Source organism: Halomonas halmophila, from assembly GCF_006540005.1.
GTDB classification, from domain to species: domain Bacteria; phylum Pseudomonadota; class Gammaproteobacteria; order Pseudomonadales; family Halomonadaceae; genus Halomonas; species Halomonas halmophila.
In genome coordinates, this window is sequence record NZ_BJOC01000017.1 from 69,770 (window position 1) to 91,458 (window position 21,689).

At 65.7% G+C, this 21,689-nt stretch carries 23 protein-coding genes; 17 read left to right on the forward strand and 6 right to left on the reverse strand.

Going from position 1 to position 21,689, the window contains the following annotated elements; translation table 11 throughout:
• The first annotated feature begins 10 nt into the window (after positions 1–10).
• Positions 11–1,111 carry a signal peptide peptidase SppA gene (gene sppA, locus HHA01_RS06075; protein WP_141318757.1) on the forward strand — a complete coding sequence of 367 codons (1,101 nt, stop codon included), beginning with the start codon at positions 11–13 and terminating at the stop codon, positions 1,109–1,111.
• Between the two features lie 162 nt (positions 1,112–1,273).
• Here sppA and HHA01_RS06080 read toward each other — a convergent pair whose 3' ends face one another.
• Positions 1,274–1,855, reverse strand: coding sequence for a Maf family protein (locus tag HHA01_RS06080; protein WP_141318759.1), 582 nt, complete (start codon positions 1,853–1,855; stop codon positions 1,274–1,276).
• Positions 1,856–1,958: 103 nt separating this feature from the next.
• Between HHA01_RS06080 and HHA01_RS06085 the strand changes: the two genes are divergently transcribed.
• From HHA01_RS06085 to HHA01_RS06155, 15 genes are all read left to right on the forward strand, one after another.
• Positions 1,959–2,486: a YceD family protein gene (locus HHA01_RS06085; protein WP_141318761.1), complete on the forward strand. Its 528-nt coding sequence runs from the start codon at positions 1,959–1,961 to the stop codon at positions 2,484–2,486.
• 32 nt (positions 2,487–2,518) lie between these two features.
• On the forward strand, positions 2,519–2,689 hold the full coding sequence (gene rpmF / locus HHA01_RS06090) for a 50S ribosomal protein L32 (protein ID WP_141318763.1): 171 nt from the start codon (positions 2,519–2,521) through the stop codon (positions 2,687–2,689).
• A gap of 36 nt (positions 2,690–2,725) precedes the next feature.
• Entirely contained in the window at positions 2,726–3,748 is a 1,023-nt protein-coding gene (gene plsX, locus HHA01_RS06095; RefSeq protein WP_141318765.1) for a phosphate acyltransferase PlsX, read from the forward strand.
• A 137-nt stretch (positions 3,749–3,885) separates the two neighbouring features.
• Positions 3,886–4,857, forward strand: coding sequence for an ACP S-malonyltransferase (gene fabD / locus HHA01_RS06100; protein WP_141318766.1), 972 nt, complete (start codon positions 3,886–3,888; stop codon positions 4,855–4,857).
• A 30-nt stretch (positions 4,858–4,887) separates the two neighbouring features.
• Positions 4,888–5,631 (forward strand): 3-oxoacyl-ACP reductase FabG, encoded by a 744-nt coding sequence (fabG, locus tag HHA01_RS06105; RefSeq protein ID WP_141318768.1) that lies wholly within the window; start codon positions 4,888–4,890, stop codon positions 5,629–5,631.
• A 124-nt stretch (positions 5,632–5,755) separates the two neighbouring features.
• Positions 5,756–5,989, forward strand: a complete 234-nt coding sequence (gene acpP / locus HHA01_RS06110) for an acyl carrier protein (RefSeq protein WP_013331755.1) — start codon at positions 5,756–5,758, stop codon at positions 5,987–5,989.
• 257 nt (positions 5,990–6,246) lie between these two features.
• Positions 6,247–7,485, forward strand: coding sequence for a beta-ketoacyl-ACP synthase II (gene fabF, locus HHA01_RS06115; RefSeq protein WP_141318770.1), 1,239 nt, complete (start codon positions 6,247–6,249; stop codon positions 7,483–7,485).
• A 60-nt stretch (positions 7,486–7,545) separates the two neighbouring features.
• A complete protein-coding gene (pabC, locus tag HHA01_RS06120; RefSeq protein ID WP_246053827.1) occupies positions 7,546–8,424 on the forward strand; it encodes an aminodeoxychorismate lyase in 879 nt (292 codons plus the stop codon).
• A complete protein-coding gene (gene mltG / locus HHA01_RS06125) occupies positions 8,421–9,425 on the forward strand; it encodes an endolytic transglycosylase MltG (RefSeq protein WP_141318772.1) in 1,005 nt (334 codons plus the stop codon). The genes pabC and mltG overlap by 4 nt, the downstream gene beginning before the upstream one ends.
• Before the next feature lie 89 nt (positions 9,426–9,514).
• Positions 9,515–10,168 carry a dTMP kinase gene (gene tmk, locus HHA01_RS06130; RefSeq protein ID WP_141318774.1) on the forward strand — a complete coding sequence of 218 codons (654 nt, stop codon included), beginning with the start codon at positions 9,515–9,517 and terminating at the stop codon, positions 10,166–10,168.
• Complete coding sequence (locus tag HHA01_RS06135) at positions 10,165–11,154, forward strand: DNA polymerase III subunit delta' (protein ID WP_141318776.1); 990 nt, start codon at positions 10,165–10,167, stop codon at positions 11,152–11,154. The genes tmk and HHA01_RS06135 overlap by 4 nt, the downstream gene beginning before the upstream one ends.
• A 55-nt stretch (positions 11,155–11,209) precedes the next feature.
• Positions 11,210–12,037, forward strand: coding sequence for a TatD family hydrolase (locus HHA01_RS06140; protein WP_141318778.1), 828 nt, complete (start codon positions 11,210–11,212; stop codon positions 12,035–12,037).
• Between the two features lie 95 nt (positions 12,038–12,132).
• Entirely contained in the window at positions 12,133–12,693 is a 561-nt protein-coding gene (locus HHA01_RS06145) for a DUF1285 domain-containing protein (RefSeq protein WP_141318780.1), read from the forward strand.
• Positions 12,684–14,882 (forward strand): ATP-dependent helicase, encoded by a 2,199-nt coding sequence (locus HHA01_RS06150; RefSeq protein ID WP_141318782.1) that lies wholly within the window; start codon positions 12,684–12,686, stop codon positions 14,880–14,882. The genes HHA01_RS06145 and HHA01_RS06150 overlap by 10 nt, the downstream gene beginning before the upstream one ends.
• Positions 14,879–15,712 (forward strand): sulfurtransferase, encoded by an 834-nt coding sequence (locus tag HHA01_RS06155; RefSeq protein WP_141318783.1) that lies wholly within the window; start codon positions 14,879–14,881, stop codon positions 15,710–15,712. Before HHA01_RS06150 ends, HHA01_RS06155 begins: the two co-directional genes overlap by 4 nt.
• Here the strand turns inward: HHA01_RS06155 and HHA01_RS06160 are convergent.
• A complete protein-coding gene (locus tag HHA01_RS06160; protein WP_141318785.1) occupies positions 15,709–15,990 on the reverse strand; it encodes a hypothetical protein in 282 nt (93 codons plus the stop codon). The two genes, HHA01_RS06155 and HHA01_RS06160, sit on opposite strands and share 4 nt — an antisense overlap.
• Positions 15,991–16,132: 142 nt before the next feature.
• On the opposite strand from HHA01_RS06160, the gene pdxB reads away from it, so the two are divergent.
• The gene (pdxB, locus tag HHA01_RS06165; protein WP_141318787.1) at positions 16,133–17,287 is read left to right on the forward strand and encodes a 4-phosphoerythronate dehydrogenase PdxB; all 1,155 of its coding nucleotides are present in this window, start codon (positions 16,133–16,135) and stop codon (positions 17,285–17,287) included.
• 115 nt (positions 17,288–17,402) lie between these two features.
• Here the strand turns inward: pdxB and htpX are convergent, their stop codons facing one another.
• The 4 genes from htpX to msrB form a co-directional block, all read right to left on the reverse strand.
• Entirely contained in the window at positions 17,403–18,302 is a 900-nt protein-coding gene (gene htpX / locus HHA01_RS06170) for a protease HtpX (protein WP_141318789.1), read from the reverse strand.
• Between the two features lie 446 nt (positions 18,303–18,748).
• Positions 18,749–19,978, reverse strand: a complete 1,230-nt coding sequence (locus HHA01_RS06175) for a pyridoxal phosphate-dependent aminotransferase (RefSeq protein ID WP_141318791.1) — start codon at positions 19,976–19,978, stop codon at positions 18,749–18,751.
• A gap of 53 nt (positions 19,979–20,031) precedes the next feature.
• Positions 20,032–21,006, reverse strand: a complete 975-nt coding sequence (ylqF, locus tag HHA01_RS06180) for a ribosome biogenesis GTPase YlqF (RefSeq protein ID WP_141318793.1) — start codon at positions 21,004–21,006, stop codon at positions 20,032–20,034.
• A 99-nt stretch (positions 21,007–21,105) separates the two neighbouring features.
• A complete protein-coding gene (gene msrB / locus HHA01_RS06185) occupies positions 21,106–21,507 on the reverse strand; it encodes a peptide-methionine (R)-S-oxide reductase MsrB (RefSeq protein WP_141318795.1) in 402 nt (133 codons plus the stop codon).
• Positions 21,508–21,689 lie beyond the last annotated feature (182 nt).

A 21,689-nucleotide genomic window follows, 5' to 3' on the forward strand; every position in this document is an offset into this window, starting at 1 on the left:
TGACGTCAGGATGAGCGAACGCGACGACGACTGGACCGACGGGCCGGAACTCTCGGCCGAAGAGGCGCGGCGGCGCCGCGAGGCGCGATCGCGTGCTGGCGAGGAGGCCGGGCCGGAAGTGCCCGGGGAGGGCGTCGAGGAAAGTGCCGAGGCGCTGCGCGAGCGACGCCGGTTGGCCGAGCAGGCCATGCTCGATCGCTGGATCGATGGCGTGCTTGCCGAACAGCGTCGCAGTCGGCGCTGGAAGCTGTTCTTCCGGTTCGTCCTGGCGCTGCTGGTCCTGGCGTCGCTGAGCATTACCTTCGCGGGCCTGTTCATGACGCAGGATGTCGGTCAGGCCGAGGGGCCACACCTGGGAGTGGTGGAGGTCGAGGGCGTGATCGACCGCGAGTCCCCCGCCAGCGCCGAGCGCGTGATTGACGGCGTACAGCGCGCCTGGAATGCTCCAGGGGCCAAGGCCGTCATGCTGCATATCGACAGTCCCGGCGGCAGTCCGGTGCAGTCGCAGCGCATCTACAATGAAATCATGCGTCTGCGGAAAAGCGGCGACAAGCCGATCATTGCCGTGATCGAGGATATCGGGGCCAGCGGTGCCTACTATATTGCCGCGGCCGCCGACGACATCGTCGCCGCGCCGGCCAGTCTGGTCGGCTCCATTGGCGTGATTCATGCCGGCTTCGGCTTCCAGCAGGCCATCGAGCGCCTGGGCATCGAGCGTCGCGTCTTCACGGCAGGCGAGAACAAGGATTTTCTCGACCCCTTCTCGGCCGTCGAGCCGGAGCAGCGCCGGTTCTGGCAGGAGGTCCTGGCCACCACTCACCAGCAGTTCATCGAGGACGTCAAGGCCGGCCGGGGCGATCGGCTGAGCGATGACGAACGCCTGTTCAGCGGCCTGATCTGGACCGGCGAGCAAGGCGTCGAGCTGGGGCTGGTGGACCGTCTCGGCAGCCTGGACGGTGAAGCCCGGCGCCTGCTGGACGAGGTCAACCTGCACAACTACACCCCGCGCCTCGACCCCTTCGAACGCCTCTCCCGCCGCTTCGGCAATGTCATGGCCTCGGTGCTGGGGCTCTCGAGTGCTGAAACGCCGGTGAGGTATCAACTGCGTTGAAGTAGTAAGAGGTAAGAAGGAAGAAAGAAGAAGGAAGAGGGAGGAAGGAAGAGGGAAGAAGCCAGGTTAAGCCCGCGGCAAGACAGGTTTTTTCCCACTTCCAGGCGCGGAGCGCCGCTCTTCATTCTTTCAGCGGCGTAGCCGCGTTCTTCCTTCTTTGGGTTAGCCCAGCGGATCCTCCCCGGCTTCTCTCAGCCACTGGCACAGGCGGATCAGCGGCAGGCCGATCAGGGTGTTGGGGTCGTCGCCTTCCAGGCGTTCGAACAGCGTGATGCCGAGGCCTTCCATGCGAAAGCTGCCGGCGCTGTCCAGCGGGCGTTCGCGTTCGACGTAGCGGGCGATTTCGCGGTCCTCGAGCCGGCGGAAGATGACGTCGTAGCCTTCATGGCAGACACGGTGGCGGGCGTGACGGGTGTCGATCAGCGCCAGCCCGGTCAAAAAGCTGACGCGATGGCCGGAAAAGGCGGCGAGCTGGGCGCGGGCGGCGGCCTCATCGGCCGGTTTGCCGAGCGTCCGGCCAGCGAAGACCGCGACCTGGTCGGAGCCGATGATCAGATGTTCCGGCCAGTCGTCGGCCAGGCGTTGTGCCTTGGCCAGGGAAAGGCGGTGTACCAGGCTTTGCGGGGACTCGCCCGGGTGAGGCGCCTCGTCGATATCCGGACTGGCCCAGGCATAGGGCATGTCCAGCCGGTCGAGCAGTTGGCGGCGAAAGCGGGAGCCGGAGGCGAGGACCAGTCGTGACATGCAAGCTCCAGTCGAAACGGGGCGATGGGGTGTGTCGGCCATTCTAACCCGAGACCACGGTGGCTTTGACAGGGGCTAGGGGAGTGCCTATCATTGCGCGCCTATGTTGACCTCACGACTACCGATCCGGGTCGAGCCTTACAAGCTCGCGGCCCATGGCGAACGCCTCGAAGGCCTGGTGTCGCTTGCCGACATGCCACGGCTGGCCGAGGCCGTCGGCGCGCAGAGCGGCGAGGCGCAGGTGTGGCTGGACTTTACCATCGACGCCCAGGGGCGCCGGGGCATAGAAGGCCATGTCGAAGCCGAGATGCAGTTGCCGTGTCGGCGCTGCCTGGTGCCAATGGCGAGCGAAGTCGAGAGTGACTTCCTGCTGGGGCTGGTCACCAGTGATTCGCTGGCAGCCGAGCTGCCGAGTACCCACGAGCCGGTACTGGTGGAAAACGAACAGCTGAACCTTCTGGGGGTCGTGGAGGATGAACTCATTCTCAGCCTGCCCCAGGTGGTTTACCACGATGAGGCCGAATGCCAGGTCTCGCGCGACCAGCTGAGCAGCGGGGCGGGAGCCGTCGAGTCGGAGTCTCCCGCCGAGAGCCCCTTCGACGTGCTCAAGCACCTCAAGGGCAAACACTGATTATTCACTGATTCACTCTGGAGTGATATCTCATGGCAGTTCAACAGAACCGCAAGACCCGTTCCAAGCGCGGCATGCGTCGTAGCCACGATGGCCTGACCGGCAAGACCCTGTCCCAGGACAAGGAAACCGGCACGACCCATCTGCGTCACCATGTGGCCCCGGACGGCTACTATCGTGGACGCAAGGTCGTCGACGCGTAACGACGCCGATACCGGCCATGATGTCTGCACGCTGACATGCGAATCGCCGTTGATGCCATGGGCGGAGACCTCGGTCCCCGTGCCGCGGTAGCCGGTGCCGCAAGCGCGGTCATGGCCGACCCCGATCTCGATATCCTGCTGTTCGGCCCGGCTGGACAGCTCGATGACGAGATTTCCCGGCTGCCGCGGCCCCTGGTCGCGGCGGCGTCGTCTATGGACGTCATCGATGCTCCGGGCGTCGTCCGCCAGGATCAGCGCCCCGCTCAGGTGCTGCGCGGCGAACAGACCACCAGCATGTCCGGCATGCTGGCGTGCCTGGCGCGGGGCGAGGCCCAGGCCGGTGTCAGCGCCGGCAATACCGGCGCCCTGATGGCGCTGGCGCGGCGGGCCCTCGGCATGGTGGCCGGGATGTCGCGCCCGGCCATCAGCACGGCGATCCCCACGCGTCGCGAAGGACGCTGCTATCTGCTGGACCTGGGCGCCAATGTCGAGGTCGAAGCGCAGCGTCTGCGCGACTTCGCCCTGATGGGCGAGGTCATGGCGCGTCGCATCGATGGGCAGGAAAGGCCGCGCGTCGGTCTGCTCAATGTCGGTGTCGAGGGCACCAAGGGCACGTTCAGCGTCCAGCACGCCGATGAGTTGCTCAGGCAGGAAACCGCGCTGGAGTACCTCGGCTTTGTCGAGGGGGACGCCATCTTCTCCGGTGACGTGGACGTGGTCGTCTGCGATGGCTTCGTCGGCAACGCCGTGCTCAAGGCCAGTGAAGGCCTGGCGCGCATGCTGGTGCGACGGGTTCAGGCGACCTTCGAGGCCCACTGGTCCAGTCGCCTGGTCGGCTGGCTGGCGCGGCCGGCGCTCGCCAGGCTGCGTGGCGAGCTGGATCCGGTACGCTACAATGGTGCCAGCCTGCTGGGGCTGGATGGTATTGTCATCAAGAGTCATGGCAGTGCGGACACGGCCGGTTTTCATTACGCGGTGGCGCGTGCCGCCCGCGAAGTGACGCATGATCTGCCGGCGTGTCTGGCGCAGGAGCTGGGCAGGCGTGGATCCGTCGGCTAGCGTCCGGCACACTAGCGTCTTGTCTGCTGGCGTCTCCATCGTGAACCACGGTCGAGACGCGAGTGGTTGCAGGACACCCGCCGGGTCACGAACGTGACGTTCGGCGAAGCCAGTCAACAAGAGCAAAGGTGATCGACATGACCCAACCCCTTGCCCTCATCTTCCCCGGGCAGGGCTCCCAGCAGATCGGCATGCTGCGCGAGCTGGCCGAGCGCTACAGCGTGGTGGGCACGACCTTTGAGGAGGCCTCCGATGCGCTGGGCTACGATCTGTGGCAGGTCGTGCAGGAAGGCCCTGCCGAGGAGTTGAACGCCACGGCCTGTACTCAGCCGGCATTGTTGACCGCGAGTGTTTCGATCTGGCGGATCTGGCAGGAGCTCGAAGGGCCGCGCCCGGCGGCCATGGCCGGCCACAGCCTGGGGGAATACAGCGCCATGGTGTGTGCCGGAGTCCTGCCGTTCGCGGAAGGGGTGCGCCTGGTGAAGCTGCGTGGTGAGGCCATGCAGGATGCCGTGCCCCAGGGGCAGGGCGCCATGGCGGCCGTGCTGGGGCTGGATGATGAGGCGGTCGAAGCCGCTTGTGCCAGGGCGGCCGAAGGCGACGTGGTGTCGGCGGTCAACTATAATGCGCCGGGTCAGGTGGTCATCGCCGGCAGCAAGGCCGCCGTCGACCGCGCCGTGGCGGCCTGCCAGGAGGCGGGTGCCAAGCGGGCCATGCCGTTGCCGGTTTCCGTGCCCTCGCACTGTGACCTGATGCGGCCGGCGGCCGAGCGCCTGTCCACGGCGCTGAACGACATCGAGCTGCGTTCTCCCCGCTACACCGTGGTGCAGAATGTCGATGCCCGGTCGCATGCCGATGTGGAAACGCTGCGCACGCGCCTGGTCGAGCAGCTCCATCAGCCGGTGCGCTGGACGTCCTGCATCGAGACACTGTCGGGCCTGGGGGCCGAGGTCTTCATCGAATGCGGGCCCGGCAAGGTCCTGACCGGCCTCAACAAGCGAATCGCCCGGGGCAGCAAGGGGCTGTCGGTCAATGACCCGGACAGCCTGGCGACCGCCCTGGAGCTGGCCCGCGAAGCCGCTGGCCAGTCAACGTCGGCCAACGGCTGACTCCCTCTCCGCAAGAGAATGGAAGAGCGCATGACAACCGAGCGTAGAGTCGCCCTGATCACCGGGGCCAGCCGCGGCATCGGCCGCGCCATCGCCCACGAGCTGGGACGCCAGGGACGCATCGTCATCGGCACGGCCACCAGCGATTCTGGGGCCGAGCGTATCGATGCCGATCTCAAGGAACACGGTATCGAGGGCGCGGGGCGCCGTCTCGACGTCACCGATCAGCAGAGCGTCGAGGCGTTGCTCAAGGCCATCGGTGACGAATTCGGGGCACCGACAATCCTGGTCAACAATGCCGGCATCACCCGGGATAACCTGCTGATGCGCATGAAGGAAGATGACTGGGATGCGGTGATGGATGCCAATCTCAAATCCGTCTATCGTGTCAGCAAGGCATGCCTGCGAGGCATGAGCCGGGCGCGCTTCGGACGTATCGTGTCGATCAGTTCGGTGGTGGCCACCATGGGCAATGCGGGCCAGGCCAATTATGCGGCGGCCAAGGCCGGCATGGAAGGCTTTACCCGTGCCCTGGCGCGCGAGGCGGCAGCGCGTAACATCACGGTCAATGCGGTGGCCCCGGGGTTTATCGCCACCGACATGACCGAGTCGCTGCCGGAAGCGCAGCAGGAGGCGCTGCTTGGCCAGATTCCGTTGTCACGGCTGGGTCGCCCCGAGGAGATCGCCGCGGCAGTCGGCTTTCTGACCGGTGAGTCAGCCAGCTACATTACAGGGGAAACCCTGCATGTGAACGGCGGCATGAACATGCGGTAATACCGCGACATGCGGCGGTTGCGTCGACCCCGAGCGGTCTATAAACTACCCCGCAGCTTATGCTTGCGGATTTGAACCTGCTGGTCATCAAAACGCCTAACGTGAACGACTGGAGTACGTCATAATGAGCACCATCGAAGAGCGCGTGAAGAAGGTTGTGGCCGAGCGCCTGAACGTCAAGGAAGAAGACATCCAGAGCTCGTCTTCCTTCACCGAAGATCTCGGCGCTGATTCTCTGGATACCGTCGAGCTGGTGATGGCGCTCGAAGAGGAATTCGATACCGAGATTCCCGACGAGGAAGCCGAGAAGATCACCACCGTTCAGGAAGCCATCGACTACGTCAACGCCCACCAGTAAGGGCGCAGCCGATCCCGCTTGCTGAAAGGTCCGGGTGTCCATGCCCGGAGAGAGCCGTCCTGCCAGGCAGGGCGGCTCTTGTGTTTATGGAGTGGTGTCCGGCGGAGCCCCGAGCGTACCGCGTGTCAGGCGCGGATGCCCGGCGTCCTTCATCCATGGCCGTAGAGGGCGCACAGCACGCCACGAGTCGGGTATAATGCCGACAATGAATGCCCCTGGATGGGCTGCACTATCTTGAGATGTCTGGAGGAAAGCTGATGGCTCGTAGAAGGGTTGTGGTGACTGGTCTTGGCTTGGTCACGCCAGTGGGTAACACCGTCGACGAGAGCTGGCGGAACATCGTGGCCGGCAAGAGCGGTATTGCCCCGATCGAGCACTTCGATGCCAGCGCCTTCAATACGCGTTTCGGTGGTTCGATCAAGGACTTCGATATCAGTCCCTACCTCAACCCCAAGGATGCCAGGAAGATGGACCTGTTCATCCAGTACGGGGTGGCCGCGGGCGGTCAGGCCATCAGTGATGCCGGCATCGAATGCAACGACAGCAATGCCCATCGCATCGGCGTGGCCATCGGTTCGGGCATTGGCGGCCTGCCGATGATCGAACACAATCACAATGCCATGCAGAAGGGTGGGGCGCGGCGTATCTCGCCATTCTTCGTGCCGGGTTCGATCATCAACATGATTTCCGGCAATCTGGCCATTCAGCATGGCTTCCGTGGCCCCAATATCGCCATCACCACGGCCTGCACCACGGGCACCCACAACATCGGTTACAGCGCACGGACCATTGCCTACGGCGATGCCGATGTCATGGTCTGCGGCGGTGCTGAAATGGCAACCACGCCGCTGGGTCTGGGCGGTTTCTCGGCTGCCCGGGCACTGTCGACACGCAATGATGACCCCGCAGCGGCGAGCCGTCCCTGGGATCGTGAGCGTGACGGCTTCGTGCTCTCGGACGGAGCCGGCGTCATGGTGCTGGAAGAGTACGAGCATGCCGTGGCCCGGGGCGCGACCATCTATGCCGAGCTCAGCGGCTTCGGCATGAGCGATGATGCTCACCACATGACGGCGCCCCCGGAAGACGGCAGCGGTGCCGCCTTGTCCATGAGCAACGCCATTCATGATGCCGGCATCGCCCCCGCCACGATCGATTACATCAATGCCCACGGCACTTCCACCCAGGCTGGTGATCTGGCCGAGAGCCGCGCCGTCCAGCAGGTCATGGGGGAAGCCTCGAAAGGGGTGGCGGTCAGCTCCACCAAATCGATGATCGGCCATCTGCTGGGGGCGGCCGGGGCCGTCGAGGCCGTCTTCAGTGTGCTGGCGATTCGTGACCAGGTCGCGCCGCCGACCATCAACCTGGACAATATCCAGGAGGGCTGCGAGCTGGACTATGTGCCGCATCAGGCCCGCGAGATGAAGATCGATGTCAGCCTGTCGAATTCCTTCGGCTTCGGCGGCACCAATGGCACGCTGCTGTTCTCGAAGGTGTGACCGACAGGGCCGCCAACGGGCTTCTGAGACGCTTTGCAAGTGACAGGTGAGGGCAACAGGGTGAGCTGGCAAGCCGAGCATATCGTTGCCGATGAAGGCGTACCCTTCGATGATCGGGGCTTGTCCTACGGGGACGGCCTGTTCGAGACCATACTGGTACGCGACGCTCGGCCCATGCTTTGGGAAGCCCATATGGCTCGGCTGGCGAGGGGCTGCGAGCGCCTTGGCATTGCCCCGGCACCACGCGAACTGCTGGACGCTCTGCCGGGCCAGGCGGGCGACGGCCTGCGGGTGCTCAAGCTCACCCTGACACGGGGCAGCGGTGGGCGCGGCTACCGTCTGCCCGATACTCCCGAACCGCGCCTGCGCTGGCATGCCGCCCCCTTTGCGCCCGCCGCCGAGCGTTGGGCACAAGGCGTGCGGGTCCGCCACTGCCGGCTGGCGTTGGGCATTCAGCCTCAGCTGGCCGGGCTCAAGCATCTCAATCGCCTCGAAAACGTCATGGCCCGGGCCGAATGGCAGGATCCGGATATCGCCGAAGGCCTGCTCTGCGATGCCCAGGGCCGCCTCGTCGAGGCGACCTGCATGAACCTTTTCTGGCAACGCCAGGGGCAGTTGGAAACACCGCGTCTGTCACGCTGTGGTGTGGCGGGAACCCTGCGCGATGCCTTGTGCCAACGCCTCGAAGTGCATGAAGTGGATGCCCATCCTGAGGTGCTCGAGCAGGCCGAGGCGGTCTGGCTGGGCAACAGCGTCCAGGGCATCTGGCCGGTCAGACGGCTCGATGACGTACATGGCAACGCCCGGATGCACTGGCGGCTGGAAGAACGACATCGCGCCCTGCAGGCCGAGGCCCATGCCTTGCTGGGCTATCCGGTTCCCGGCGATTCGCCACCCGCTGACGACAATTGCCAGCAGGACGGAGATATCCCGACATGAAACGCTTCGTGAAAGCCTTGCCGCTGCTGATCATCGTGGTGGCGTTGATCGCCGGGGTCGGCTATCGCTATTGGGAAACCCGCCTCACGGCCCCGCTGACGATCGACGAACCGGTCATCTACGAGGTACCGGAAGGCGCCGGTTTTCATCGGGTGGTCGCCGAGCTCGGCGAGCGCGGCATCATCGCCGATGCCTGGGCCTTTCGCCTGCTGACTCGGCTCGACCCGGATGTGGTGCCGTCGCTGAGACCCGGTGAGTATCGCCTGACGCCCGACATGACGGGCGAGGATATGCTCGAACGGCTGCGTCGCCACGAGATGGTCACCTACAATGTGACCATTCCCGAAGGCTGGACCTTCGCCCAGATGCGTAGTGCCCTCGACGCTGCCGAGAAGCTGCAGCACGTGACCAAAGGGCTGAGTGATGCAGCCGTCATGAAGCGACTGGGTCGGCCCGGCGAGCATCCCGAGGGGCGCTTCTTTCCGGACACCTATCGCTATCGCAAGGGCATCAGTGACCTGGAGATTCTGCGCCAGGCGATGACGCGCATGGACGAGGTGCTGGCCGAGGTTTGGGCCGCGCGTGCCGATGGACTGCCCTACGACACGCCCTATGAAGCCCTGATCATGGCCTCGCTGGTCGAGAGCGAAACCGGGGCGCCGAAGGAGCGCCCACGCATCGCGGGTGTCTTCGTACGCCGTCTGGAGAAGGGCATGCGCCTGCAGACCGATCCGACTGTCATCTACGGCATGGGCGCTGACTACGACGGCAACATCACCCACGCCGATCTGCGCGAGGCCACGCCCTACAATACCTATGTCATCGAGGGCATGCCGCCCACGCCGATTGCCCTGCCCGGTCGGGCATCGCTGGAGGCCGCGGTTGATCCTGCCGAAGGGGATGCCCTGTACTTCGTCGCCAAGGGCGATGGCACGCACCACTTCTCGCGCACGCTGCGCGAGCACAACAACGCCGTCAACCGTTATATCCGCAACCGCTGAAAGCGGTGTGGACCAACGTCACGAACGACCGCCAGGCCAGGCGAGCGCCGTCGTTGGTCGACACCCACCGAGTGCCAGGAGGCGCTGCCATGCAACACCGAGGACGCTTCATCACTCTGGAAGGTGGCGAAGGGGTAGGCAAGTCGACCAACCTCGTCATGGTGGCCGAGTACCTGGAATCCTGCGGTTTCGAGGTGGTACGCACCCGGGAGCCCGGGGGCACCCCGCGTGCCGAGGCCATTCGCGAGCTGCTGCTCGATCCGACCAGCCAGGAGCCGCTGGATGATGACGCCGAGCTGTTGCTGGTCTTCGCCGCCCGTGCCCAGCATCTGGCCCGGGTGGTGCGCCCGGCCCTCGAGCGCGGCGCCTGGGTGGTCTGTGATCGCTTTACCGATGCCACCTTCGCCTATCAGGGCGGCGGGCGTGGTCTCGACAAGACACGCATCGGCGAGCTGGAGGCCTTTGTCCAGCAGGGCCTGACCCCGGACCTGACCCTGCTGCTGGACATGCCCATGGCGGTATCCCGGCGGCGGCTGGAAGGGCGCCTGGATCGCGACGGTGGCCAGCGTGACCGTTTCGAGCAGGAGCGCGGCGACTTCTTCGAGGCGGTGCGTGACGCCTACCTGGAACGCGCGGCGGCGGCCCCGGAGCGGGTGCAGGTGATCAATGCCGATCAGTCGCTGGATGCCGTGCGCCGGGATCTGCGTACAGTACTCGAACGCCGTCTGGAGGCATGGGCATGAGCGAGCTGGTGCGTCCCTACCCCTGGCTGGCGAACCGCTGGCAGGACATCACGCGCCTGGCCGATGCCGGCCGCCTGCCGCATGCCCTGTTGTTCGCCGGTCCCAGCGGTATCGGCAAGCAGTCACTGGCCGAGGCCCTGATCGCTCGTACCCTCTGCGCGGCACCGGGCGAGTTCGCCTGCGGCGAGTGCCACAGCTGCCGAATGCTCGCCGCCGGCTACCACCCGGACCTGATGCGTGTCGCCCCGGAAGAGGGCAAGCGCCAGATCCGCATCGGGCCGATACGCGATATCAACGCCTTCGTGTCGCAGACGGCCCAGCAGGGCGGCTATCGGGTCATCGTCATCGCGCCGGCCGAGGCCATGAACGTGGCCGCTTCCAATGCGTTGCTCAAGAGCCTGGAGGAGCCCGGCGGTCGGACCCTGTTCGTGCTGCTCTCCGATATTCCCTCGCACCTGCTGCCGACCATCCGCTCGCGCTGCCAGCAATGGAGCCTGACCCAGGCCGATGAGGTCCAGAGTCTCGGCTGGCTCAACGACCAGCTGGGCGGTGACGAGGATGCCCGCTTCTGGTGGCGTGCCTCGGGCGGGCTGCCGTTGCGCGCCCTGGCGCTGGCCGAACCGGAGGCGCGGGCCCTGCGGCAGCAACTCCACGAGACCTTCGACGCCCTGGTGCGTGGCGCCGAGCCGGTGGCCGAGGCGGCCCGTCTGGACCGCCAGTCCATCGACACCATCCTGTGGTACGGTATTACCTGGCTGGAGGATCTGATTCGACTCGGCCTGTCCGGGCTGTCCGATGAGTTGCGTAATCCCGACCTGCTGCCGCTGTATCGTCAGGCCGTCAAGAATGCCCGGGTGCGCGACTGGTTCCGCCTGCTGGATTATGCCCGCGAGCAGCGCCGCCTGCTGACGGAAGGCAACAACCCCAACCCGCAGCTCGTGCTGGAAGCCTGGCTGGTCCGCTGGGCGGCGCTCTTGAGGTCCTGAGAAGGACGCCTCGGCCGCGCTCTTTCATTCTGATTTCAACCGGTGACGTTTTCGCATGTTTGTCGATTCACACTGCCATCTCGATCGTCTCGACTCCCGTACCCATGGCGGTGATGTGGGAGCCGCCCTGGCCGCGGCGCGGCAGCGCCATGTCAGCCAGTTTCTGGCCATTGCCACGACCCTCGAAGGTGTGCCCGGCCTCGCGGCCATCGCCCGTGAACATGACGACGTGGCGATTTCCGCCGGTGTTCATCCCTTGCACGAAGTGCCCGAGGAGCCCAGCGTCGAGGCCATCATGCACAGCGCCGATGAACATGGCGCCGTGGGCATCGGCGAGACCGGCCTCGACTATCACTACACGGCCGTGCCGCGGGAGGTTCAGCATGAACGCTTTCGTCGCCATCTCATTGCGGCCCGCCAGCTCGCGCTGCCGGTGATCATTCACACCCGCGAGGCACGCGAGGATACCCTGGCGCTGATTCGCGAGCATGTCGATCCCGAGGTCGGTGGGGTGCTGCACTGTTTCACCGAGGACCTGGACATGGCCCGCGAGGCCGTCGGCATGGGCTTTCAGATCTCGCTGTCGGGCATCGTCACCTTTCGCAACGCCACCGCCGTGCGCGGGTTGGCGAGCCAATTGCCGCTGGACCGCATGCTGATCGAGACCGACAGTCCCTATCTGGCCCCGGTGCCGCACCGTGGCAAGCCCAATGAGCCGGCCTGGGTGGTGGAAGTCGCCGAGTGCATCGCCGAGGAGCGCGGTATCAGTGTCGACGAGGTGGCCATGCAGACCGCCGCGAACTTTTATCGCCTCTTCAAGGGGGCCAAATCCGAGGTCTCGGGAGAGATGAAGGCATCGCTTAGTCAGGCGGGCCTGACCTAGACAGGCAAGGCCTGTCTCCCGTGACGCGCCGGCCTGCGTTCCCGTAGCGCATGGCCGGCCAACGCTGTCAGGCGAAGGCCTGAAGGAGTCCAAGCATGCATCTGGATTCATTGCTGACCGATATCGACACCTCGCGCGGCATTCCGCCGGTGGATCAGTGGCACCCCGAGCATGTCGGCGAGATGGATCTGCTGATCGCCGCCGACGGCCGCTGGATCCATGAAGGCGGCGTCATTCAGCGTGCTCGGCTGGTGCGCCTGTTGTCGACCATTCTGCGCCGCGACCCGGATGGCGAATACTTCCTGGTCACCCCGGTCGAGAAGCTGCGTATCCGCGTCGAGGATCGGGTCTTCATTGCCGTGGATGCCGAGCAGGATGACAGCGGCGACTGGCAGCTCGTCACCCAGCTCGGCGATTGGGTCCGGCTCGATGCCGCCCATCGGCTGAGCGTGACGCCAACACCGCGTGGCGAATGGGTACCCGAGGTGCCGATTCGCTTCGGCCTGGCCGCGCGCCTGGGGCGCAACCTCTTCTACCGACTGGTCGAGCAGGCCGAGCCCTTTACCGATGAGCAGGGCGTGGAGTGGCTCGCCTTGACCAGTGGTGGTGTCACCCAACCCCTGGGACGTGTGGATGGCGAAGCGCCATGCACCTGACGCCGGAGCAGCGCGCCGTGGTGACGCACGCCCAGGGGCATGCCCGAGTGGCGGCGGTTGCCGGGGCCGGCAAGACCACTACCATGGTGGCGCGGGTGCTCGAACTGCTGGAGCGGGGCTGTGACCCCACGCGCCTGCTGGTGCTGATGTTCAACCGCTCGGCGCGCGAGGATTTTCAGTCACGGCTCGCCGAGATGGCCGCGCCGGACCAGCGTCTGCCGGATGTGCGCACCTTTCATTCGCTGGGGCATCGCCTCAGCCAGAGCCTGACGCGCTGGGGCGTGCTGGCCTCGCGTCAGTTGCTGACCGCCGACTGGCAGGTCGAACGCCTGCTGCGCCAGGCCTCGCTGAACGCCCTGGACAGCGCCCATGTCAGCCGCGAGACCGCCCTTGAGGCCGACAAGCTCGAGGCGCTCGCGCACTTCTGCGGCCTGGTCAAGGCCGAGATGAGTTCGCCCGCCGAGCTCTATCAGCGTCTCGACTTCGGCGAGAACACCGAGCACTTCGTCGAGGCCTTCGAGCAGGCCGAGACGCTGCTGGCCGAGCATGGGGTCATGACCTATGCCGACCTGATCTATCGCCCGCTGAAGGCCCTGGAAGCCGACGCCGACCTGCGCCGGCGCGTCCAGGGCTTTCTGGATCACGTCATCATCGACGAGTACCAGGACATCAATGTGGCTCAGCAACGCCTGCTGGCGGTCCTGGCGGGCAGCGAGGCGGAGGTGATGGCGGTCGGCGATGCCAATCAGTGCATCTATGAGTGGCGCGGGGCCCACCCGGACACCATGCTCGAGAACTTTATCGCGACCTTCGGCACGGCCCGCGACTACCCGCTGTCGACCACCTTTCGGCATGGCCACGCCCTGGCGCTGGTCGCCAATCACGCCATCGATGCCAACCGTCGTCGCCCGGATCAGATCTGCCTGGCGGCGCCGGCCAACCCTGACACGCGACTCTCGGTCAATCAGGGCAGCCAGGCCTTGCTGGACGAGCTGGCCGACTGGCGACGCCAGGGGCGCGAGCTTGCCGACGCCTGCCTGCTGGTGCGCAGCTGGGCGCTGTCTGTGCCGTTGCAGCTGGCGTTGCTGCGGGCCGGTATCCCGTTTCGACTGGCCCGCGAGGATCGCTTCGTGTTCCGTTTGCCGCTGGTCGAAGCGCTGGCGGGCTACCTGATGCTGGCCCAGGATGCCGCCCTGCTGCGCGATCCCGCCCATCTGCAGACACTGCTCTCCCAGCCCACGCCCTTCGTGCCCCGCGAGCGTCTGGCCGCGCTGGGAACGCGCCTGGCCGAGACGCAGCGCTGGCCGCCGCGTCAGGACCCGCTGCTCGAGGGCATCAAGCCCCATCAGCGGCGCACCCTCAAGCGCCGCTGGGAACTGCTCTGCGAGCTGCCACGGCTCTCCGCCTGGCCACCGGCGCGGCTTTTGCAGCATGTGATCGAGGCCGTCGAGGCCGAGAAGGTCCTTAAACGTGCCGCCGCCCGGCGCGACAAGGGCGAAGAGGACGTACGCCTGCTGGATGTGTTGATCGAGCAGGCCAATGAGGTCAGCGACCTGGCGGCCTTCACCGAGCTGTTGCGACGGCCGGTGGAGAATCGCGAGGATGGCGTCCTGATCAATACCGTGCACGGCGCCAAGGGGCTGGAATGGCCCCTGGTGGTGCTGGCCGGCGCCAACGAGGAAGATTTTCCGCACTACACTCGCGATAACCCGCTGAGCCCATCGCGCCTCGAGGAAGAGCGTCGCCTCTTCTATGTGGCCATCACGCGGGCGCGAGAACGGCTGGTGATGTTGCACGACGGCGGCGATCATCGCCCCAGCCGGTTTCTGGGCGAGACCGCCTGGCAGGATGGTCAGCGGGTCGCCGAACGCCTGGCGGCCACGGACCTGACCAGTCCGCTGGCGGTGACCCGGCCGGATCTGGTGCGCAGTTACCTGGCTGCCGCCGCGCCTCAGGCGATGACGGCACTGGCCATCCAGGCCAGCGAGACGCCCGGAGTGGCCGAGGCGCCGCGCGACTATCAGGTGGGGCAGCAGCTCCATCATGCCGTATTCGGCCGGGGCGAGATCAGCGAAGTCGACGGTGATCCGGCCAACCCGGTGCTCGAAGTCCGCTTCGTGCAGGCCGGGCGTCGTCGACTGATCGCCAGCCGTGCGCCCATCGAATTGCTGGAAGGAGAACAGGCATGAGGGATGTCTTGATCGGGGCCGAAACGCTGCGTCGCTGGCTGGAGAACCCGGCGCAGCCATCGCCACTCGTGCTCGACTGCCGCGCGCGCCTGGCGGACCCTGACGCCGGGCTCGGCCTGTGGCGTGAAGGTCATCTGCCGAGCGCTCGGCATCTCGACCTGGAACGGGACCTGGCGTCGTCGCCCGGCGTACGCGGCCGGCATCCTCTGCCAGCTCACGACACCTTTGCCGCGACCCTGCGGCGCCTGGGTGCCACGCCACAACGTCCGGTGGTGGTCCATGATGACATGGGCGGCCAACTGGCGGCGGCGCGGGCCTGGTGGATGCTCGCGCAGTGGGCCGGGCATCCCGCGGTGAGAGTCCTGGATGGCGGCCTGCCGGCCTGGCAGGCCGCGGGCGGGTCCCTGGAGGCGGAAGCCGGCAGTATCGAGCCTGACCCCAGCGACTGGTCGCCGAGCTTCGATGACACCGCCTGGGTCGAGGCCGACGAAGTGTTTTCCAGTCGGGCACTGAAGCTGGATGCGCGCTCCCGGGAGCGCTTTCGCGGCGAGGTGGAACCCATGGATGCCCTGGCCGGGCATATCCCCGGCGCACGCTGTCACCCGAGCGCCGGCAATCTGGATGCGCAGGGGTACTTCAAGCCGGTCGACGAACTCCGGGCCATCCTGCCCGAAGCGACGGACACCATCAGCTACTGCGGCTCCGGCGTCACCGCCTGCCACAACATCCTGGCGCATGCCGTTGCCGGCTTGCCGTTACCGCGGCTCTATGTCGGCTCGTGGAGCGAATGGATTCGCGATCCGGCGCGGCCCATCGCCACCGGGGACTAGGCACTGTCGAGCAGCGAGAGCTGCTTGACGGCATCCTGGCCTTCCGGGCTGTGGTCGTCGGCTTCCAGGATCTTCTCGAAGCCACGCGAGTGCTGAATGGTGGCCTCATCTTCCAGCCACATCATCGCCTGGGCGTGGTCATCCGCCAGCTGGTGCTTGAGGCCCCCGTACTGGGTACCGATCTGTCCCCAGGCACGGCTGAATATCCAGTCTCCGAACATGTCCTGATGGACATGGATCAGCACATAGTCATGGTCGGTTTCCCAGCGAACGATCAAGGTGGCTCCGGTTTTGGCAGGGGGCTGTCGGCGTGCATCGTCCCACGCCTCGCACAGGCCTGATATTGTAAGGCCTCGTGCTCGTTGCTCAAAGCGCTCGCTGCCGGGTGGCAGGGCCGTGGATCGAGAGGAGAAGCCCCGCATGAAGATTGTCGTCGATGCCAATGTGCCCCAGGCCCAGCGCTGTTTCGGTGAGCTGGGCGAGGTCACGCGCGTGCCCGGCCGCGAGATCGATGCCAGGGCGCTGCGCGACGCCGATGCGCTGGTGGTGCGCTCCGTCACGCGGGTCGATGAAACGCTGCTGGCCGGGTCGCGGCTGCGTTTCGTGGGTACCTGCACCATCGGCACCGACCATGTCGATACTCGCGCCCTGGCGGCCCGAGGTATCGGCTTTGCCAGTGCTCCGGGATGCAATGCCGAGGCGGTGGTCGACCATGTGCTGGCCAGCCTGGCGACACAGGCCGAGCGCCAGGGCTTCACCCTCGGCGAGTGTCGGGTGGGCATTGTCGGTGTGGGGAATGTCGGCCGCCGCCTGCTGGGGCGTCTGCAGGCCATGAAGATAGCGTGCCTGGCCTGCGACCCGCCGCGTGCCGACGCCGAGGGGAGCGCAGGCTTCGAGTCGCTGGACACCCTGATCGACCACTGCGACGTGCTGTGTCTGCATACGCCACTGGTCACGCAGGGCCCGCATGCCACCCGGCATCTGCTCGATGCGCGACGCATCGCTGAACTGGCGCCGGGCACCCTGGTCGTCAATGCCGGGCGCGGCGACTGTGTCGATGGCAGGGCGCTGCGCTCGCGTCTGGCGGGGCGCGGGGATATCAGTGCAGTGCTGGATGTCTGGGAAGACGAGCCGGATATCGATGCCGCCCTGAGTGACCTGACGGCCATCGCCACGCCGCATGTGGCCGGGTACAGCCTGGACGGCAAGCTGCGCGGCACCCATCGCATCTATCGTGCCCTGGCACATCATGTCGGCCTGCCGGCGCGACTCGACGTAGCCGATCTGCTGCCGCCGCCGCCCGTCCCGCGGTTGGTGCTCGACACCGGACTCGAGGTCGAGGAAGCCCTGCGCCTGTGCATGCGTGCGGTGCATGACCCGCGACGCGACCATGACGCCCTGCGCCTGAGAGCCCGCCAACAAGGCATGGCCACCGGCTTCGACGCCTGCCGCGCCGACTACCCCCTGCGCCGCGAGTTCGCGAGCCTGACGGTCGAGCTTACCGGCGCAGCGGCACACCTCGCCACGCCTCTCGCGGCAGCGGGGTTTGGGGTTAGCCGGAAGGCCGAAGCGTGAAGAGGGAAGAGGGAAGAGGGGAGCGTGATGACCTGGGGTCAGAAGTTGCTTCCCTCTTCGAGCGGCGTTAGCCGCGTACTTCCTTCTTCATTTCTGCAGCGGCCTCCGCCGCTGCTCAGTTCCGATATTCCGCTTCCTTGAGGGCGCGGATGCGTTCGTCCAGCGGGGGGTGGCTGGCGAAGAGCTTTTCCATCAGGCGCCGTGACTGGCCGGTGGTGATGGCGAAGGCGGTCATGGTGTCGGGCATCTGGTCGGGCATTTCGGTCTCGGCCTTGAGCCGTGCCAGGGCGCTGACCATGGCGCTGCTGCCGGCGAGTCGGGCGCCGGCGGTGTCGGCGCGGTATTCGCGGAAGCGCGAGAACCAGGCGACGATGGCCGAGGCGATCAGGCCGAAGACGATCTCGGCGACGATCACCACCGCAAAGTAGCCGAAAAAGCCCAGGCCGTCGCCGTCATCCTTGCGCAGGAAACTGTCGACCAGCTGGGCGACAATGCGGGCGAAGAACATCACGAAGGTGTTGAGCACGCCCTGGATCAGCGCCAGGGTGACCATGTCGCCGTTGGCCACGTGGCCGATCTCGTGGGCCAGGACGGCGCGGACTTCCTCCGACTGCATGCGGTTGAGCAGGCCGGCCGAGACCGCCACCAGGGCATCGTCCTTCTTCCAGCCGGTGGCAAAGGCGTTGGACTGCTGGGCCGGGAAGATGCCCACCTGCGGCGTCTTGATGCCGGCATCGCGGGCCAGTTCGGCCACGGTGTCGACCAGCCACTGCTCGGTGGCATTGGAGGGCGACTCGATGACCACCGTGCCGGTGGAACGCTTGGCCATCCACTTGGAGATGAACAGCGAGACCAGTGAGCCGGCCATGCCGAAGATGAAGCAGAAGATCAGCAGGCCGGTCATGTTCATGCCGTTGGCCGACAGATAGGACTCCACCCCCAGCAGTCGCAGGGTGATACTGGCCGCCAGGATGACCGCCAGGTTGGTGCCCAGGAAGAGCAGGACTCTCATCATTGCCGAATATCTCCATCAAATGCGCACCCGGCAGGGTGTCGAGTGCGGTAAGGCTGGGACGCCTGCACCGATTGAGCGGGGCGTGGCGCCCTCCAGAGGCTGAATTGTTAGATACGGCCTGTGGTGACAAGTTTCAAGCTAAGGAAACACAGCTTAAATGCCTGCGCATGCAAATCGCTTCGTTATAGCCGCCATCCGTGGCGGCTACCCTACGGGCCCGTCTAAAGACGGTTCAAATTCGCTCCTGGCGAATTTGTGCGCGGTGCTGGTGCGCCAGCCCGGTCGAAAGCTCGCCTAACTACTTGTTATGTCTCGCTTTCTTTGCTCCGTGCGCCTTGCGTGACCCACAAGGAGGTGGGAAATGCGATGGCCCGCCGGGAGCGGGCCTAGCCTTCACTATGCTCGGCGATTTATTCACCATTTCCCTAAACAGCGGCTGAGTCAGCTTATTGTCGATAGCGTGACAGGAAGCGTGCGAAGCGATCCAGGGCGTCATCCAGCTGGTCGGCCCAGGGCAGGGTGACGATGCGCACGTGGTCTGGCTCCGGCCAGTTGAAGGCGGTGCCCTGGACCAGGAGGATCTTCTCCTCGAGCAGCAGGTCGAGGACCAGTTGCTGGTCGTCGCGGATGTTGTAGACCTTGGGATCCAGTTTCGGAAAAGCGTAGAGCGCGCCCTTGGGTTTGGTGCAACTGACGCCGGGGATGGCGTTGAGCTTCTCGTGGGTGATGTCGCGCTGGGCCAGCAGTCGGCCGCCGGGCAGGACCAGATCATTGATCGACTGATAGCCGCCCAGCGCCGTCTGGATGGCATGCTGGGCCGGCACATTGGCGCACAGTCGCATCGAGGCGAGCATGGTCAGCCCCTGAATGAAGTCGCTGGCACGCTTCTTGGCCACGGTGCCGGAGAGTGTCATCCAGCCACTGCGAAAGCCGGCGCAGCGATAGCTCTTGGAGAGGCCGTTGAGCGTCACCACGAGCTGCTCTTCCGAGGCCAGGGACCCCGTGGCGACATGCTCGGTGCCGTCGTAGAGGATCTTGTCGTAGATCTCGTCGGAGAACACCACCAGGTTGTGCTCGCGGGCGATGGCCAGCATTTCCTCGAGCACTTCCGGCGGGTAGACGGCCCCGGTCGGATTGTTGGGGTTGATGATGACCATGGCCCGGGTGTGGCTGGTGATCTTGGCCCGCAGGTCGGCCATGTCCGGGGCCCAGTCGGCCTGTTCGTCGCACATGTAATGCACCGCCCGGCCGCCGGAGAGGTTGGCGGCCGCCGTCCACAGCGGGTAATCCGGTGCCGGGATGAGCAGTTCGTCACCGTCGTTGAGCAGGGCCTGCAGGGCCATCACGATCAGCTCGGAAACCCCGTTGCCGATGTAGATGTCCTCGATGCCGACGCCGGGGATCCGCTTGCGCTGACACTCCTGCATGATGGCCTTGCGCGCCGAGTACAGCCCCTTGGAATCACAGTACCCCTGAGCGGTGGACAGGTTGCGCATGACGTCCTGAAGGATTTCCTCCGGGGCCTCGAAGCCGAACGGCGCCGGGTTGCCGATATTGAGCTTGAGGATACGTTGTCCCTCGTCCTCCAGGCGCTTGGCGTGTTCGAGCACCGGGCCGCGGATGTCGTAGCAGACGCTTTCCAGCTTGTGCGATTTTTCGAGTGGGGCTGTGTCCATGTCTCGCTTCCAGAGATAGTCAAGAGTCGGTGTCGAAGTGTGGCAGCCAGGCCTCAGTCGTCACTGGCCCGGGGAGCTGCGTCTGCCGAAGAGGCTTCCGCGACAGCCTCGTCCTCGGTCCCGGGAATGTCGGCCGGGGTTTCCAGCGTCAGCCGCCCCAGCTTGCCATCCCGCAACTCGTGAAGCAGCACCTCGGCGCCGCGGTGCAGGTCGATCTCGCCACCGGCGCGCAGACCGCCACGCTTGCCGGCGATGGTCGACACAATGGCCTGGCCGTCGAAACCGGCTCGGGCGAGAAGATCCGGCCCCGGGTCGCCATCCGCCTCGGTGCGCTCGGCCTCCGGGTTGGGCTGGAAGGGCGGCAGCTCCTTGAGCTTGTAGCGTGTCGAGAGCGCCTCCGGATAGCGTTTGGCCAGTTCGGCGGCGGTGACGATGGCCACATCCACATAGTCGATGGCGGTATCGCGAATGGCGCCACTGGCGGCCAGACGATAGGCACTGGCCTGATCCTCGATCTTCGGCCACAGCACCCCGGGCGTGTCGATCAGCGCGACCTGGCCGTTGATCCGCACCTTCTGTTGCCGCTTGGTCACGGCCGGTTCGTTGCCGGTTCTGGCAATGCTGCGTCCGGCCAGGCCATTGATCAGGGTCGACTTGCCCACATTGGGAATGCCCATGACCATGACCCGCACATCCCGGTCGGCGCGTACCTGGCCGGCCAGTTCGTGGCACAGTTTGGGCACCCGCTTGAGATCACGCGCCTGGGTGGTGGTGACCGCCAGGGCCCGGGTAGCGGGCTGGGCATCGAAATGGCGCGTCCACTCGCGGGTCTCATGCGGATCGGCCAGGTCGGCGCGGGACAGCACCTTGAGCACCGGCTTGTGGCGGGTCAGCTCGGCCAGCATGGGGTTGGCGCTGGAGTAGGGAAGGCGGGCGTCGAGCACTTCGATCACCACGTCTATTTCCGGCAGCGCCTCGAGAATCTGGCGGCGCGCCTTGTTCATGTGTCCCGGGTACCAGCCGAGCATCGACCCCTCCTGCTTGTGTCGTGCGATGTCTGATCGCGACGTGAAAAAGAAACGGCCGACCATCATAGCAGATGGCCGGCCGTCGCAGGGGGCGGAGACTTACTCGCCGGCGTGGAAGTTCAAGGCCACCGAGTTGATGCAGAAGCGTTGGCCGGTGGTCTCCGGCGGACCATCGGGGAATACATGGCCCAGATGGGCATTGCATCGGGCACAGGTGACTTCGATGCGCCGCATGCCGTGGCTGTTGTCGGTATTTTCCGCCACGCACTCGGAGGAGAGGGGGCGGTCGAAGCTCGGCCAGCCACAGCCGGCATCGAACTTGTGCTCGTTCTCGAACAGTGCCGCATGGCAGCACACGCAGTGGTAGATGCCATGCTCTTCCGTCACCCGGTAGTCACCGGTGAAGGGTCGCTCGGTTCCCTTCTCGCGAGTCACGCGATACTGCTCGTCGGTGAGCTGCTCGCGCCACTCGGCATCCGTCTTCTCGATCTTCTTGCGCATGGGCGTTCTCCTCGTCTGGCCTGCACCCTGTATGACAGTCTAGCCGCTCGATGTTCCCGTTTTGTCCCCGTGCGTTTCTCAGCATCGCCAAGACGAGCTGGATTATCAATGAGATGCGGAAAGGGTTGACGGATCCCGAAGGCGTGAGTAATATACGCGCCATCTCGACGAGGCGAGCAACT

Bases quoted from the DNA above. Each gene is read 5' to 3' on its own strand.
- sppA (WP_141318757.1), top strand. From the start codon at position 11: ATGAGCGAACGCGACGACGACTGGACCGACGGGCCGGAACTCTCGGCC.
- HHA01_RS06080 (WP_141318759.1), bottom strand. From the start codon at position 1,855: ATGTCACGACTGGTCCTCGCCTCCGGCTCCCGCTTTCGCCGCCAACTG.
- HHA01_RS06085 (WP_141318761.1), top strand. From the start codon at position 1,959: ATGTTGACCTCACGACTACCGATCCGGGTCGAGCCTTACAAGCTCGCG.
- rpmF (WP_141318763.1), top strand. From the start codon at position 2,519: ATGGCAGTTCAACAGAACCGCAAGACCCGTTCCAAGCGCGGCATGCGT.
- plsX (WP_141318765.1), top strand. From the start codon at position 2,726: ATGCGAATCGCCGTTGATGCCATGGGCGGAGACCTCGGTCCCCGTGCC.
- fabD (WP_141318766.1), top strand. From the start codon at position 3,886: ATGACCCAACCCCTTGCCCTCATCTTCCCCGGGCAGGGCTCCCAGCAG.
- fabG (WP_141318768.1), top strand. From the start codon at position 4,888: ATGACAACCGAGCGTAGAGTCGCCCTGATCACCGGGGCCAGCCGCGGC.
- acpP (WP_013331755.1), top strand. From the start codon at position 5,756: ATGAGCACCATCGAAGAGCGCGTGAAGAAGGTTGTGGCCGAGCGCCTG.
- fabF (WP_141318770.1), top strand. From the start codon at position 6,247: ATGGCTCGTAGAAGGGTTGTGGTGACTGGTCTTGGCTTGGTCACGCCA.
- mltG (WP_141318772.1), top strand. From the start codon at position 8,421: ATGAAACGCTTCGTGAAAGCCTTGCCGCTGCTGATCATCGTGGTGGCG.
- tmk (WP_141318774.1), top strand. From the start codon at position 9,515: ATGCAACACCGAGGACGCTTCATCACTCTGGAAGGTGGCGAAGGGGTA.
- HHA01_RS06135 (WP_141318776.1), top strand. From the start codon at position 10,165: ATGAGCGAGCTGGTGCGTCCCTACCCCTGGCTGGCGAACCGCTGGCAG.
- HHA01_RS06140 (WP_141318778.1), top strand. From the start codon at position 11,210: ATGTTTGTCGATTCACACTGCCATCTCGATCGTCTCGACTCCCGTACC.
- HHA01_RS06145 (WP_141318780.1), top strand. From the start codon at position 12,133: ATGCATCTGGATTCATTGCTGACCGATATCGACACCTCGCGCGGCATT.
- HHA01_RS06150 (WP_141318782.1), top strand. From the start codon at position 12,684: ATGCACCTGACGCCGGAGCAGCGCGCCGTGGTGACGCACGCCCAGGGG.
- HHA01_RS06155 (WP_141318783.1), top strand. From the start codon at position 14,879: ATGAGGGATGTCTTGATCGGGGCCGAAACGCTGCGTCGCTGGCTGGAG.
- pdxB (WP_141318787.1), top strand. From the start codon at position 16,133: ATGAAGATTGTCGTCGATGCCAATGTGCCCCAGGCCCAGCGCTGTTTC.
- htpX (WP_141318789.1), bottom strand. From the start codon at position 18,302: ATGATGAGAGTCCTGCTCTTCCTGGGCACCAACCTGGCGGTCATCCTG.
- HHA01_RS06175 (WP_141318791.1), bottom strand. From the start codon at position 19,978: ATGGACACAGCCCCACTCGAAAAATCGCACAAGCTGGAAAGCGTCTGC.
- ylqF (WP_141318793.1), bottom strand. From the start codon at position 21,006: ATGCTCGGCTGGTACCCGGGACACATGAACAAGGCGCGCCGCCAGATT.
- msrB (WP_141318795.1), bottom strand. From the start codon at position 21,507: ATGCGCAAGAAGATCGAGAAGACGGATGCCGAGTGGCGCGAGCAGCTC.